This is a genomic window from Paraburkholderia silviterrae, assembly GCF_004353915.1.
Classification (GTDB): domain Bacteria; phylum Pseudomonadota; class Gammaproteobacteria; order Burkholderiales; family Burkholderiaceae; genus Paraburkholderia; species Paraburkholderia silviterrae.
On record NZ_SMRP01000029.1, the window covers coordinates 1 to 14,839 of the forward strand.

Below are 14,839 nucleotides of genomic sequence, written 5' to 3' on the forward strand. Positions count from 1 at the left end.
CGTCCAGAACCCCGGTGGCTCCGAAAGAGCACCGGGGTTCTGGCGTTTACGCGGCTGAAAAACGCACAAAACACGCACACAACAAAAACGAAAAAACCGTCCTGCGAACGATACAGGACGGTTTTTTTCGTTGAACCCGCAGTCAATCCCTACTTCTGGGCGAGGAATTTCGTTGCCAGGTGGACCCAGTACGACGCTCCAACCGGCAACAGCTGATCGTTGAAGTCATAGCTGGCGTTGTGCAGCATGCACGGACCGGCGCCGTGGCCTGCCTCGCGATGTCCGCCTTCCCCGTTGCCGAGGAACGCATAGCAGCCGGGCCTTTCCAGCAGCATGAACGAGAAGTCCTCGGCGCCCATGGTCGGCTCGACGCTATCGTCGACACGATCGGCGCCCACGACTTCTTTCATCACTTCAGCTGCGAACTGGGCCTCTGCGCTGCTGTTCACCGTCGGTGGATAGTTGCGATGGAAGGTCACGTCGACGGAACACTCGTATGCATCCGCCGTGCTCGCCGCGATCTTGCGCAGACGCGTCTCGATCAAATCGAGCGTTTCCGTCGTGAAGGTGCGCACCGTCCCCGCAATCCAGGCCGTATTCGGCACGACATTCACCGCGTCGCCAGCGTGGATCTGCGTAATCGACAGCACAGCCGTATCGAGCGGCTTCTTGTTGCGCGTGATGATGCTTTGCAGCCCATTGGCGATCTGCACCGCCGTGAAAACCGGATCTCGTCCGTTGTGCGGCAGCGCGGCATGTGAGCCTATGCCTTTGATTTCGATGCGAAACTCGTTGCTCGACGCCATGATCGGCCCTTCGGTCACGCCGAAGTGTCCTGCCGGCATGCCAGGCCAGTTGTGAATGCCGAATACGGCGTCCACGGGAAAACGCGTGAACAGCCCGTCTTCGATCATGGCTTTCGCGCCCGCGCCGCCTTCCTCCGCAGGCTGGAAGATGAACACGATGGTGCCGTCGAATTGACCATGCTGGGCCAGATGCTGCGCCGCACCGAGCAGCATCGCGGTATGGCCGTCGTGCCCGCAAGCATGCATCTTCCCTTCGTGGCGAGAGCGGTGCTCGAACGTGTTCAGCTCTTGAATGGGCAGTGCATCCATATCGGCGCGCAGCCCAATGGCGCGCGTGCCGCTACCGCGTTTGAGCACGCCGACAACGCCCGTTTTTCCCAGCCCGCGATGCACTTCGATGCCCCATTCTGCGAGCTTCGATGCAACCAGCTCGGCAGTTTGGGTCTCTTCGTAGCGCAGTTCCGGGTGGGCGTGGATCGTTCGTCGTAGGCCCTGAATTTCGCCTTGGGCGGCCTGGATTTCCGGGATCAGTTTCATGACGGACAGTGCTCGGGAAAGTGGGCGCCCGCCCTCGTTTTGAGGCGGGCTTAGACGAACCATTCTACGCCGAACCTTTTTTTTCGCGGCAACCCCTCGGGCACGCACCGGCGCTGCGCGCCGGACATAATAAAATTGCGATCTCGATACCACCTTCCACCGACGGATTCCTCATGAATGCCCGAGCCGAATTTGCCCGTGCAGTCTGTCCCCACGACTGCCCCGACACCTGCGCGATGCGCGTGACCGTCGAGAACGGCAAGGCCATCAAGGTGAGCGGCGACCCCGACCATCCGCCGACACAAGGGGTGCTCTGCACGAAAGTGACCCGTTACGCCGAGCGCGTGCATCATCCGAAGCGTCTAACGCAACCGATGAAACGTGTCGGCCGCAAGGGGGAAGGGCGCTTCGAGCCGATCAGCTGGGACGAGGCATGCGCGATTGCGGCTGCGCGCCTTGGCGAGATCGCGCAGCGTGCGCCCGAGGCGATCCTGCCGTATAGCTACGCTGGCACGATGGGGCTCGTGCAAGGCGACAGCATCGCACAGCGCTTTTTCCACAAGCTCGGCGCGTCGCGGCTCGATCGCGCGATCTGCGCGGCCGCGGGCGCAGCGGGCCTGCGCTACACGTATGGCTCGAGCCTGGGCATGCTCACCGAGCACTTCGCCGAGAGTGACGTGATCCTGATCTGGGGGGCGAATCCGATCGCCTCTAACCTGCACTTCTGGACCCGTGCGCAGGAAGCCAAGCGCAACGGTGCGAAGCTGATTGCGATTGATCCGTATCGCTCGCTCACGGCGGAGAAGTGCCATCAGCACATCGCTCTGAAGCCGGGCACCGACGGCGCGCTCGCGCTCGGCATGATGCACGTGCTGATCACCGAAGACCGTCTCGATCATGAGTACATCGCGGCGCACACGCATGGCTTCGAGCAGTTGAAGGCGCGCGCGCTCGCCTACACGCCCGCGCGCGTCGCGCAGATCTGCGGCATCGAGGAACAAGCCATCGTCGATCTGGCGCGCCTCTACGCCTCCACGCGCAAGGTGGCGATCCGTATGAACTACGGCCTGCAGCGCGTGCGCGGCGGCGGCAATGCGGTGCGCGCAATCGCCTGCCTGCCGGCGCTGACTGGCGCCTGGCGCGAGCGTGCCGGCGGTGTGCTGCTTTCCTCGTCGGGTTGGGCGCCAATCAATGGGAACGGGCTCCAGCGTCCCGACCTGATTCCTGGCTGGCCGAAGCATCAGCCGCGCATCGTCAACATGAACCAGATCGGCGACGCGCTCACACACGCGGGCGACGCCACGTTCGGTCCGAAGGTCGAGGCGATTGTCGTGTACAACTCGAATCCGGTGGCGGTCGCGCCGGAGTCGGCGAAGGTGGCGGCGGGCTTCGGGCGAGAGGATCTCTTCACGATCGTGCTCGAGCAGTTCCAGACCGACACCGCCGACTACGCCGACCTGCTGTTGCCCGCCACGACTCAGCTCGAGCACCTCGATGTTCACAAGTCCTATGGCCATACGTACGTGATGGCCAATCTGCCGGCTATCGCGCCGGTGGGAGAGGCGCGTCCGAACACCGAGATCTTCCGCTCGATTGCGCGCGCAATGGACCTGACCGAGCCGGCGCTCTTCGAGAGCGACGAGGAGGTGGCCGCGCACGCGTTCGACTGGAGCGATCCCGCGTTCGGCGGCGCCGACTGGGCGAGGCTCAAGCAGGACGGCTGGGTGAAGTTGAATATCGCCGATGCGCCATTCGCCAACGGTGGTTTTCGCACGCCCACGGGCAAATGCGAGTTCTACAGCGAGGCGCTCGCGAAGGCCGGCCTCGAGCCGGTGCCCGACTACCTGCCGCCGCACGAATCGGCAGACGGCGCGCCCGAGTTGGCCGCGCGTTATCCGCTTGCGATGATTTCGCCGCCCGCGCGCAACTTCCTGAACAGTACCTTCGTGAATGTCGAGAGCCTGCGGGCGACCGAAGGCGAGCCGCATCTCGACCTCCATCCCACCGATGCCGCGCGACGCGCCATCGCGGACGGCGACCAGGTGCGCGTCTTCAACGACCGTGGGTCGATGCAAGCGCGGGCGCGTGTCTCCGACCGCGCTCGCGAAGGTCTCGTGGTCGGCCTGTCGATCTGGTGGAAGAAGCTCGCGCCGGACGGCCGCAACGCAAACGAAGTGACGAGCCAGGCGCTCACCGATCTGGGTGGATCGGCCACGTTTTATGACTGTCTCGTGGAAGTCGAACGCGCGTAAACGCTGTGAAAAAACGCCCTGAAACTCGCCCTAAAAGCGCTTGCCGTAGTTCGAGGGGGCTTTCTAACTCGCTGATTTGGGGAAGAAAAACGCGGGTCGCATGCTACGATCAGTGTTTTAGCACGACCATTCGAAAATATTCAGGAGGAGACGCCGCATGGATAAAGTCTGGCTGAAATCGTACCCACCCGGCGTTCCCGCGGAAATTGACGCGAGCCAATATGCGTCCATCACGGCGCTGCTCGCGGAGAGCTTCGACACGAACCGGTCGAAGCCCGCGTTCGCGTGCATGGGCAAGGCCATCACCTACGGACAGCTCGACGAACTCTCGAAGCGGCTCGCCGCATGGTTCCAGTCACGCGGCATCGCGCCCGGCGCGCGCATCGCGATCATGATGCCGAACGTGCTGCAGTATCCGGTCGCGCTTGCTGCGATCCTGCGCGCGGGCTATGTCGTCGTGAACGTGAACCCCCTCTACACGCCGCGCGAGCTCGAACATCAGCTCAAGGACAGCGGCGCCGAGGCCATCGTCATCCTCGAGAATTTCGCGGCCACGCTGCAGGCAGTGGTCGCGCAGACGCGCGTGAAGCACATCGTGGTGGCGTCGATGGGCGACCTGCTCGGCGTACTGAAGGGCTTCCTCGTGAACTATGTCGTGCGCCGCGTGAAGAAGATGGTGCCCGCGTGGAGCCTGCCGGGTCACGTGAGCTTCAACGGCGCACTTTCGGCCGGCGCGCGCCTCACGTTCAAGCCCGTCGAGCAGAAACCCGAAGATGTCGCGTTCCTCCAGTACACGGGCGGCACGACCGGCGTGTCGAAAGGCGCAACGTTGCTGCATCGCAACCTGATCGCGAACGTGCTGCAGTCGGCTGCGTGGACCCAGCCCGCGCTCGCGCGTCTGCCCGCCGGCACCCAGCCGGTGACGGTTGCGGCGCTGCCGCTCTATCACGTGTTCGCGCTCACCGTCTGCGGCCTGCTGACGATGCGCACGGGCGGCCTCGCCGTGCTGATCCCGAATCCGCGCGACATCGCCGGCATGATCAAGGACCTGCACGGCTATTCGATCACGACCTTCCCGGCGGTCAACACGCTCTACAACGCGATCCTCAATCACCCCGATTTTGACAAGCTCGACTTCTCGCATCTGCTGGTGGCGAACGGCGGCGGCATGGCCGTGCAGGAAGCTGTGGCCAAGCGCTGGTACGAGCGCACGCAGACGCCGGTCATCGAAGGCTACGGTCTTTCGGAGACATCGCCCTGCGTGACCTGCAATCCGACCGACGCGACCGAGTACACGGGCACGATCGGCCTGCCACTGCCGTCGACGGAAATCTCGATTCGCGACGACAGCGGCAACGAGCTGGGCATTGGCGAAGCGGGCGAGATCTGCATTCGCGGTCCGCAGGTGATGGCGGGTTACTGGCAGCGTCCGGAAGAAACGGCGAAGGTCATGACCGCCGACGGCTTCTTCAAGTCCGGCGACGTGGGCGTGATGAACGCGCGCGGCTACGTGAAGCTCGTCGATCGCAAGAAGGACATGATTCTCGTCTCGGGCTTCAACGTCTATCCGAACGAGATCGAAGATGTGGTCGCGAAACTGCCGGGGGTATTCGAAGTGGCGGCCGTGGGCGTGCCCGATGCGCACTCGGGCGAAGCGGTGAAGCTCTATATCGTGAAGAAGGACCCGGCGCTCACCGACAAGGACGTCTTCGAATACTGCAAGACGCAGCTGACCGGATACAAGCGGCCGAAATCCATCGAGTTCCGCACCGACTTGCCCAAGAGCAACGTCGGCAAGATCCTGAGGCGCGAGTTGCGCGACGCGCACGCCTAATCCTCCGCCGTCACGCACGCACCGAAGGCCCGCCCGCAAGGGTGGGCCTTTCGTTTTGGGCGAGTGAAGAAAGACGAAAGACGCCGGGCGCGCCAAAGAAAAAAGGCGCCCGCAGGCGCCTTCGAGACTGAAACGGCTGTTCTTCTTAGAACTTGTGACGGATACCGATGCGAGCCGTGAACACGTTGTCGTTGCTCGATGCCGTGAGGTTGTTGATCGAGGCGACAGCCGATTTGTCCAACGAGTTCGTTCCCGAAGCGTGCTGGTACACGCCGGTCAGATAGATGTCGGTGCGCTTCGACAGGTAGTAGTCCGCGCCGATCGAATACTGGTAGTACTTCGCACCGTCGTTGGTCTTGCCGTTCGCGAGGGTGACGCTGTCGCCGTCCGTGTAGTCGAACGCGACGCCTGCCAGCAGGGCCGGCGTGATCTGGTACTTGAAGTTCGCTTCGACGTTGTTGAACGTAGCGTTTTCGCCTGCGCGGTAGATCGACGCGCTGGTCGTGCCCAGGTTGCGGAAGCTCACGTTCGAGTACGTCAGGCCGAACGTCGCTGCGCCGAACGTGTATGCGCCGCCTGCGCCGATGGACTGGTACGTGTTGGCCGATGCGAAGCCTGCATACACCGGGGTGGTCGTAGCCGACAGCGGCGACGTGGTCGGGCCGTTGTTGAACAGGCCACCGAAATTGTTCGGCGTGCGTGCGTTCAGGTAGCCGACACCCAGGGTCAGCGGGCCGTTGTTATAGCCGGCGCCCAGCGACCAGATCTGGTTGCCGGTGAAGTTGCCTGCCTGGCCGCCGAAGCTGTACGTGCCGCCGAATGTCAGGCCCGCGTAATTCGCGCTCGTGAACTTGACGGTGTTGTTCGTGCGGTACGCGTTGTTGAAGTTGTCGAGGTCGTCCGGGTGAGCTGCGATGTAGCCGCCCCACTGATCGCCCACTTCGAGCGGGCCGACGTAGTCGACGACGGAGTCGTACTGGCGGCCCAGCGTGACCGTGCCGTACTGCGCGCTGGAGAGGCCCACGTAAGCCTGACGGCCGAACAGCAGGCCGCCCTGCTTGAGTCCGCCGGTGTTGACGTCGAAGCCGTTTTCGAGCACGAAGACCGCTTTCAGGCCACCACCGAGGTCTTCAGCACCGCGCAGACCGAAGCGGCTGCCTTGTAACACGCCGCTCGAGAGGTTGTACAGATGCTTGCCACCCGAGTTCGTGTTGATGTTGAAACCTTCATCGATGATGCCGTACAGCGTGACGCTGCTCTGAGCGTGAGCAACGCCCGCGAACGCGCCCAGCGCGGCAAGCGCGAGAAGCGACTTCTTCATTGAATGATCTCCAGTATTTTTGCGACTTTTATGCGTCTTGTCAGCGGGGCCAATTTATTGTCTAGCGGGAGCCCGGCCATCCAACTTCGCGAGAAGTTGACCGTAATGTAACAAACCGTTTATGTCGAACAAAGGAAAAGCCGGGCAGCACGTAAGTACCTGTTTCGTTTACACAACATGGTCTAAAATATGCGCCTGAAATCGGCGCAGCCCCGGATTGACGGCGCGATGCGAGTTCTGTAGTGGTTTTAGAACGTCCGGTCGGTCGGGCTTTGCGCGATCCGCGTTGCAGTAGGTATGGAGGGAGGTTGGATGACGTTTGACGAATTGATTACCGAGTTCGATCGGGGCCTGCGCTCGATCACCGGGGTGTCGCGCATGTCGCGGCCCATGCCGCAGCCTTCTGTCGCCCCTGCCGATATTCCGGCCGCCGCCGTGGATTGGTCCGCGTCGCCCGAATCATTCGAAGCGTCCGGCTCTGCGGTCACTGCGGCGCAGACCGGCGAGCTTACGCCTGCGGAGCGTGCGCACGCGGCCGGCCTCATGCGCGTGAATCACGTGGGCGAGGTGTGTGCGCAGGCGCTGTATCAGGCGCAAAAGCTTTCTGCGCGATCGCCCACGCTCAAGGCTGCGTTCGAGCAGGCCGCACGCGAAGAGGAAGACCACCTTGCGTGGACCGCGCGCCGCCTCGAAGCGCTCGACTCGCGCCCGAGCCTGCTCAACCCGCTCTGGTATGCCGGAGCCCTTGCCATTGGCCTCGCGGCAGGGCGTCTTGGCGACAAGATCAGTCTCGGCTTCATGGCCGAAACCGAGCGCCAGGTGGAGCATCATCTGGACAGCCACCTCGATGCGTTGCCGCCCGCCGACGTCGAGTCGCGCGCGATCGTCGAGCAGATGCGCACCGACGAGATTGCCCATGCGAAATCCGCCACGGATCTGGGTGGTGTCGATTTGCCGCTGCCGGTGCGCTCGCTGATGCGTGCGGCATCGAAAATCATGACCCGCACCGCGTACTACATTTGATATGTCTTCGCGGACCGGTACACTAATCCGGTCCGCGCAAGTCTTCGGCTTTCACCGCTTTCAGTCGCCCGAATTAATCCCCGCCAAGTCCCCGCACCATCACGGTTTTCTCCGCGCATTTCACGTATCACCTTCACAACCTTCGTTAGCTCATTCATTCATAACGGTTTTTGGCTTTTTGTCTGACTTGAACAAGCGCCGCTAAGTCCTTGTTCTATCGGATAAATTTCGTCAAAAAACGCGCCACCCACCTTGACCCTCGTGGGGCCTTCCTCTAAAGTGGGAGACAGTGTGAGAAAGTGTATTTTTGTGTGATTTCAAAGACGCATTCGGGTAAATTTCCTGAGATTTAGGCGGGCGGCCATCAGCGCCGCGCGAGGGGGAGCAAATTGTTCCAGGGGGCGTCGGCGCTGACACTCGATGCGAAAGGGCGGATGTCGATTCCGTCCCGCTATCGGGAAGCGCTGCAACAACAGGCAGAAGGCCGGGTGACGATCACCAAGCACCCGGACGGCTGCCTGTTGCTATTTCCGCGCCCCGAATGGGAAGTGTTCCGCGCGAAAGTCGCGACGTTGCCGATGGACGCGCACTGGTGGCGCCGCATTTTTCTGGGCAATGCCTCCGACGTCGATCTCGACAGCGCGGGCCGCGTGCTCGTCTCGCCTGAATTACGTCTTGCAGCAGGAATGGAAAAGGAAGTCATGCTGCTTGGCATGGGTAGTCATTTTGAGTTGTGGGATGCGCAGACCTACGCCGCCAAGGAACAAGCGGCAATGGCGCAGGGCATGCCCGACGCCTTGAAGAATTTCACGTTCTGATCGCGGTTTAAAACGCTATGGCATCTGCGATGGGACAGGGATTGCAGCATCGCACGGTGCTGCTCGATGAAGCGGTCGACGCGCTCGTGACGCGCGCGGACGGCATTTATGTGGACGGCACGTTCGGGCGCGGCGGGCACAGTCGCGCGATCTTGGGCCGGCTCTCCGAAGCCGGGCGTCTGATCGCGTTCGACAAGGACCCGCTGGCGATCGCCACGGCGCAGCAAGTGGGCGACGCGCGGTTCTCGATCGTGCATGAGAGTTTTGCTTCGCTGCGCGACGCCATGGCGGCGCGCGGGGTAGGGCGTGTGTCGGGCGTGTTGTTGGACCTGGGCGTGTCGTCGCCGCAAATCGACGACCCGGAGCGCGGTTTCAGTTTCCGCGCCAATGGTCCGCTCGACATGCGGATGGACCCGACGCGCGGCGAGTCCGCCGCCGACTGGCTCGCGCGGGCCACGTTGCAAGAACTGACGGAGGTGATTCGAGATTATGGGGAAGAACGGTTTGCTTTTCAGATTGCAAAGGCGCTTGTTGCTCGCCGGGCAGAGTCCGACCGTCTCGGGCCTCTCGACAGCACGGGCGAGCTTGCCCAAATCGTGGCTAACGCCGTCAAAACCCGTGAGAAGGGTAAGGACCCGGCAACCCGCACCTTTCAGGCTATACGGATTCACGTCAATCAAGAGCTTGCGGAGCTGCAAGTCGTACTAGAAGCAGCGTTGTCGTTGCTGGAGCAGGGGGGGCGGCTCGTGGTCATCAGCTTTCATTCGCTGGAAGACCGGATCGTGAAGCGGTTCATGCAGGCGCAGGCCACGGCGCCGGCGGTCGACCGTCGCCTGCCGATCCGCGCCGTCGACCTGCCCAGCCCGCCTTTGAAGCTCATCGGGCGTGTGTTCGCGAGCGACGAGGAAGTCGCCGCCAATCCGCGCGCCCGCTCGGCTGTGATGCGCATTGCGGAGCGCATCACGCCATGAACCGTCTGAATATTTTCCTGCTGATCGTCGTCATGGGGTGCGCGTTGTCGGTCGTCAACGCCACCAATCAGCAGCGTCAGATGTTTTTCCAGTTGCAACGCGCGCAGTCGCAGGAGCGGCAGCTCCAGCAGGATTACGCACAGCTTCAATATCAGCAGAGCGCGCTGTCGCGGACGTCGCGCGTCGAACAAATCGCTACCGATTCGCTCAAGATGCAGCCCGTGACGACCGGACGCACGCAATATCTGACACTCGCGCCAGGCGCCGCGAGCGCCGCTGACGCGCCCGTGCCCACCTCCGCGCCGGCACAGGGCGCGGCCGCTACCGCCACGAAGGGCCGTCGTGGGGGCACGCGATGAAAAAAGGCAATAACCGCAAAAGCGTCGCCTTTACCCCGAACCCGATTCTCTCGGTGCGCCTGCCGATGTGGCGCTCGAAGTTCGTCGTCTTCATGCTGTTCATGGCGTTCGTCGCGCTCGCCGCGCGCGCGTTCTGGATTCAGGGGCCGGGCAACGCGTTCTATCAGAAGCAGGGCGAGAGCCGCTATCAGCGCACGATCGAAATGCCTGCCACGCGCGGCAAGATTCTCGACCGCAACGGCCTCGTGCTCGCCACGAGCCTGCCCGTGCGCGCGATCTGGGCGATCCCCGAAGACGTGCCCGACGATCTCGGCGCCGACAAGCTCACGCAGCTCGGCACGCTGCTGGACATGTCGACGAAGGAGCTTCGCGCCAAGCTCTCCCAGGACAAGACCTTCGTCTACGTGAAGCGTCAGGTGCCGCTCGACGTCGCGCAAAAGGTCGCGGCGCTCGACATTCCCGGTGTGTATCAGCGTAACGAATACAAGCGCTTCTATCCCGAAGGCCAGGTCACCGCTCACCTGATCGGCTTCACCAATGTGGAAGACGAGGGGCAGGAAGGCGTGGAGCTCTCCGACCAGAAGCTTCTCGCGGGCGTGCCCGGGATTCGCCACGTCATCAAGGACCGCGTGGGTCATATCGTCGAGGACGTGGACGAAGCGGTCGTGCCGCATAACGGACAGGACGTCGAACTGTCGATCGACAGCAAGATCCAGTACATCGCCTATTCGAACCTGAAGGCGGCGGTGGAGAAGTTCAAGGCCAAGGCCGGTGCGGCGATGGTGGTGGACGTGCGCACGGGCGAGGTGCTCGCGCTCGTGAACTATCCCACCTACAACCCGAACGACCGCTCGCACCTCACGGGCGAGCAGCTGCGCAACCGCATCCTGACCGACGTGTTCGAGCCGGGCTCGATCATGAAGCCGTTCACGGTGTCGCTGGCGCTCGATTTGCATCGCGTCTCGCCGACTACACTGGTGGATACGGGCGGGGGCCACTTTACGCTCGACGGCGCGACGATCACCGACGACGCCGGGTTCGGTGTGCTCACCGTGGGCGGCGTGATCCAGAAGTCGAGCAACATCGGGGCGACCAAGATCGCCATGACGCTCCGGCCCGAAGAGATGTGGAACATGTATACCAGCATCGGTCTCGGACAGGCGCCGAAGGTCGGGTTTCCCGGCGCGGCGGCGGGCCGTCTGCGTCCGTGGAAAAGCTGGCGCCGCATCGAGCAGGCGACCATGTCGTACGGCTATGGCCTGTCGGTCTCGCTGTTCCAGCTCGCGCGCGCGTACACGGCCATCGCGCACGACGGCCAGATCCTGCCGGTGACGATCTTCCGCCACCCCGGCGACGACCAGCCGGTGGTGGGCACGCAGGTCTTCGCGCCCACCACGGCGCGCGAAGTGCGCACGATGCTGGAGAGCGTGGTCTCGAAGGACGGCACGTCGCCCGACGCGGCGGTGCCCGGCTACCGCGTGGGCGGCAAGTCGGGGACGGCGTACAAGCACGGTCCGCACGGCTACGACCACTCGAAGTACCGCGCGTCGTTCGTCGGCATGGCGCCGATGCCGAATCCGCGCATCGTGGTGGCGGTGACCGTCGACGAGCCGACGGCCGGCAGCCACTTCGGCGGCGCGGTGTCGGGCCCGGTGTTCTCGGGCATCGTCGGCGACACGCTGCGCTCGCTCAATGTGCCGCCCGACATGCCGGTCAAGCAACTCGTCGTGTCCGACGGCAGCGCTTCGTCGACCGCTGTCGCCAATGCGCCGTCCGCGCCCGCCGCAACGCTCAAGCGCGTCACGAACGGCCCTGCAAGCAAGCCCCCCGTCGGCGCGCGCCACATGACCGTCGCCGACAACGCGAAAAACCGTCCCGGAGTCGTCCGATGAGCGCCACGCGCACCCAGCATCCCGCGCACCGGCAGATCGCGGACGCACTCGCGTGGCTGCGCGCGCGCGTCGCGCCCGAAGCCGATCTGCACGCCGACACCCGTTCGCTCAAGGCGGGCGACGTGTTTCTTGCCTACGCCGTGGAAGGCGCCGACAACCGTTCGCATATCGAAAACGCGCTCGCGCGCGGCGCGGCGGCTGTCGTTTATCAGCCGGAAGGCTATACGGGCCAGTTCGACGCGGCGCAGGCGCAAAACGCGCTCGCCGTGCCGCAGCTCGATGTGCTCGCGGGCGAGATCGCGAGCGGCTGGTACGGCAACCCGAGCGACGCGATGCTCGTGGTCGGCGTGACCGGTACGAACGGCAAGACCTCGTGCAGCCAGTGGATCGCTTCGGCGCTCACGGCGATCGGCCAGAAGTGCGCGATCGTCGGCACGCTCGGCAGCGGCTTTCCGGGCCAGCTCGTGCATACCGGCTTCACGACGCCCGACGCGCCGCAGCTGCAGCGCTCGCTCGCCCAGTTGCGCCAGCAAGGCGCGCAGGCCGTGGCGATGGAAGTCTCGTCGCACGCGCTGCACCAGGGGCGCGTGAACGGCACGTCGTTCAATGTCGCGATCTTCACGAATCTCACGCAGGACCACCTCGACTATCACCGCACCTTCGAAGCCTACGAGGCCGCGAAGGCGCGGCTGTTTGCGTGGCCGGGCCTGCACGCGGCAGTGATCAACGCCGACGACGCAGCGGGCCGGCGCCTGTTGGCCGCCGCGCACGGCAAGCTGCGCACGATTGCGTACGGTGTGGCGACGGCCGCCGCCGACCTGCCCGCCGCCGACCTGCCCGCCGCCGATGCCTGGCTGCGCGCGAACGACGTGCGTGCGACGGCCACGGGCACTGCGTTCCATCTGGAATCGTCGGAGTGGGGCGAGGCGTACGTCGAAGTGCAGACGCTTGGTCTGTTCAACGTGAGCAACCTGCTGGGCGTGCTCGGGGCGCTGCTCGCGGCGAACGTGCCGCTCGTCGCGGCGCTCAACGAGCTCTCGAAGCTGCAGCCGGTGAACGGCCGCATGGAGCGCCTGGGCGGGCGCACGGATCACGACGAGCCGCTCGTCGTGATCGACTATGCGCACACGCCCGACGCGCTCGAAAAGACGCTCGACGCCCTGCGCCCGATCGCGGCGGCGCGCGGCGGCCATCTCGTCTGCATGTTCGGTTGCGGCGGCGACCGCGATGCCACCAAGCGTCCGCTGATGGGTTCGATTGCCGAGCGGCTGGCCGATCAGGTCGTCGTCACGAGCGACAACCCGCGCAGCGAATCGCCCGCGGCGATCATCGAGCAGATCGCCGGCGGCATGCGCGAGCCCGCAAAGGCGCGCCGTATCGAGGACCGCGCGAGCGCGATCCTGCAGGCGGTGCGTGGCGCGGCAAAGGAAGACGTCGTCGTGCTGGCCGGCAAGGGGCACGAGGCAACCCAGGAAATCATGGGCAAGAAGCGCGCGTTCTCGGATCAGGATCACGCGCGGCTTGCTCTCGCAGCCCGTCCGACATCGGATCGGCATGGGCGCGGAGGTGGTGAATGACCATGCTTACCCTGCGCGAAGCAGCGGCGCTGATTCCCGGCGCGAGCGTTCTCGGCGACGAGAACGCAACCTTCGAGCGCATCGCAACCGACAGCCGCACGGCCGGCCCCGGCGACCTTTTCGTGGCGCTCAAGGGCGACCGTTTCGACGCGCACGACTTCCTGTCCGAAGTGGCGGGGCGGCACGTGAGCGCGGCGCTCGTGTCGCGCAGCCCCGGCGACTGGCGCGTGCCGGCGCTGCGCGTGGACGACACGCGCACGGCGCTCGGCGCGCTCGCGCTCGGCTGGCGCCGCCGTTTCACGATGCCGCTCGTCGCGGTCACGGGCAGCAACGGCAAAACCACGGTCAAGGAAATGATCGCGTCGATCTTCGCAGCGGCAGTGGGCGAAGACGCGCGGCTCGCGACCGCGGGCAATCTGAACAACGACATCGGCGTGCCGCTCACGCTTTTGCGCCTGAACGCCGCGCACAAGCTGGCGGTGGTCGAGCTCGGCATGAATCACCCGGGCGAGACAGAGCTGCTCGCACAGTTCGCAGAACCCACCGTCGCGGTGGTGAACAACGCGCAGCGCGAGCACCAGGAGTTCATGGCGACGGTGGAAGCCGTTGCGCTCGAGCACGCGAGCGCGATCCATGCGCTCAAGCCCGAAGGCACCGCGGTATTTCCCGCTGACGACGCCTACGCAAGCATCTGGCGCGTGGCGGCCACGGGCTCGCGCGTGCTCGATTTCGCGCTGCACACGGACGAGCGTGCGCTCGAAGCGGCGGTGACGGGCAAGCTCGTGGCAGGCGCTGCGAATAGCACGGGCAGCCGCCTCGCGATTGCCACGCCTCAAGGCCATCTCGAAGTCGAGTTGCAGGTGCTCGGCGCACACAACGCGCACAACGCGCTCGCGGCCACGGCGGCGGCGCTCGCGGCTGGCGTTTCTCTCGACGCGATCCGCCGTGGCCTCGAAGCGTTCCAGCCTGTGAAGGGCCGCTTGCAAGTCAAGCGCGCGGCGCTTGGGGAACTCGCGGGCGCGCTGGTGATCGATGACACCTACAACGCGAACCCCGATTCCGTGCGCGCCGCTGTCGACGTGCTGGCCTCGCACGCATCGCCGCGCGTGCTGGTGCTCGGCGACATGGGCGAAGTCGGCGACAACGGCCCCGCGTTCCACCGCGAAGTGGGCGCCTACGCGAAGGAGCGCGGCATCGACGCGCTCTACACGCTCGGCGACGCGGCGCGCGACATCTCGGCGGCATTCGGCGCAGGCGCGCTGCACGCCGCCGGTGTGCCCGAGCTGATTCGCGCGCTCGCCGGCGCCGGTTACGGCGCAGGCGCAACGATCCTCGTGAAAGGCTCGCGCTTCATGCAGATGGAGCGCGTGGTGGCCGCCCTCACGAATCCGCAACCCCCTGCACCGGACGCCGCGTCCGGTGCGCACTGAAATTCGAAGGAATACAAGG

The 14,839-nt window shown here is 64.6% G+C and carries 11 protein-coding genes; 9 read left to right on the forward strand and 2 right to left on the reverse strand.

What is annotated here, in order from left to right:
* Positions 1-149: 149 nt before the first annotated feature.
* The gene (locus tag EYW47_RS33680; RefSeq protein ID WP_133199143.1) at positions 150-1,343 is read right to left on the reverse strand and encodes a M20 aminoacylase family protein; all 1,194 of its coding nucleotides are present in this window, start codon (positions 1,341-1,343) and stop codon (positions 150-152) included.
* Between the two features lie 173 nt (positions 1,344-1,516).
* On the opposite strand from EYW47_RS33680, the gene EYW47_RS33685 reads away from it, so the two are divergent.
* Positions 1,517-3,595 carry a molybdopterin-containing oxidoreductase family protein gene (locus EYW47_RS33685; protein WP_133199144.1) on the forward strand — a complete coding sequence of 693 codons (2,079 nt, stop codon included), beginning with the start codon at positions 1,517-1,519 and terminating at the stop codon, positions 3,593-3,595.
* Positions 3,596-3,752: 157 nt separating this feature from the next.
* Positions 3,753-5,429 carry a long-chain fatty acid--CoA ligase gene (locus EYW47_RS33690; RefSeq protein WP_133199146.1) on the forward strand — a complete coding sequence of 559 codons (1,677 nt, stop codon included), beginning with the start codon at positions 3,753-3,755 and terminating at the stop codon, positions 5,427-5,429.
* A gap of 145 nt (positions 5,430-5,574) precedes the next feature.
* On the opposite strand, the gene EYW47_RS33695 is transcribed toward EYW47_RS33690, so the two are convergent.
* Positions 5,575-6,750 carry a porin gene (locus EYW47_RS33695; protein ID WP_133199147.1) on the reverse strand — a complete coding sequence of 392 codons (1,176 nt, stop codon included), beginning with the start codon at positions 6,748-6,750 and terminating at the stop codon, positions 5,575-5,577.
* Between the two features lie 312 nt (positions 6,751-7,062).
* Here EYW47_RS33695 and coq7 point away from each other — a divergent pair, with 312 nt between their 5' ends.
* The 7 genes from coq7 to EYW47_RS33730 all read left to right on the forward strand — a co-directional run bounded on the left by coq7 (position 7,063) and on the right by EYW47_RS33730 (position 14,820).
* A complete protein-coding gene (coq7, locus tag EYW47_RS33700; protein WP_133199148.1) occupies positions 7,063-7,773 on the forward strand; it encodes a 2-polyprenyl-3-methyl-6-methoxy-1,4-benzoquinone monooxygenase in 711 nt (236 codons plus the stop codon).
* A gap of 389 nt (positions 7,774-8,162) precedes the next feature.
* Positions 8,163-8,591, forward strand: coding sequence for a division/cell wall cluster transcriptional repressor MraZ (mraZ, locus tag EYW47_RS33705; protein WP_133199149.1), 429 nt, complete (start codon positions 8,163-8,165; stop codon positions 8,589-8,591).
* 17 nt (positions 8,592-8,608) lie between these two features.
* Positions 8,609-9,562 carry a 16S rRNA (cytosine(1402)-N(4))-methyltransferase RsmH gene (gene rsmH, locus EYW47_RS33710; protein WP_133199150.1) on the forward strand — a complete coding sequence of 318 codons (954 nt, stop codon included), beginning with the start codon at positions 8,609-8,611 and terminating at the stop codon, positions 9,560-9,562.
* Positions 9,559-9,921: a cell division protein FtsL gene (gene ftsL / locus EYW47_RS33715; protein ID WP_028220099.1), complete on the forward strand. Its 363-nt coding sequence runs from the start codon at positions 9,559-9,561 to the stop codon at positions 9,919-9,921. Before rsmH ends, ftsL begins: the two co-directional genes overlap by 4 nt.
* Positions 9,918-11,813 (forward strand): peptidoglycan D,D-transpeptidase FtsI family protein, encoded by a 1,896-nt coding sequence (locus tag EYW47_RS33720; RefSeq protein ID WP_133199151.1) that lies wholly within the window; start codon positions 9,918-9,920, stop codon positions 11,811-11,813. Before ftsL ends, EYW47_RS33720 begins: the two co-directional genes overlap by 4 nt.
* A complete protein-coding gene (locus EYW47_RS33725) occupies positions 11,810-13,390 on the forward strand; it encodes a UDP-N-acetylmuramoyl-L-alanyl-D-glutamate--2,6-diaminopimelate ligase (RefSeq protein ID WP_133199152.1) in 1,581 nt (526 codons plus the stop codon). The genes EYW47_RS33720 and EYW47_RS33725 overlap by 4 nt, the downstream gene beginning before the upstream one ends.
* The gene (locus EYW47_RS33730) at positions 13,387-14,820 is read left to right on the forward strand and encodes a UDP-N-acetylmuramoyl-tripeptide--D-alanyl-D-alanine ligase (RefSeq protein ID WP_133199153.1); all 1,434 of its coding nucleotides are present in this window, start codon (positions 13,387-13,389) and stop codon (positions 14,818-14,820) included. The genes EYW47_RS33725 and EYW47_RS33730 overlap by 4 nt, the downstream gene beginning before the upstream one ends.
* Positions 14,821-14,839: the final 19 nt, after the last annotated feature.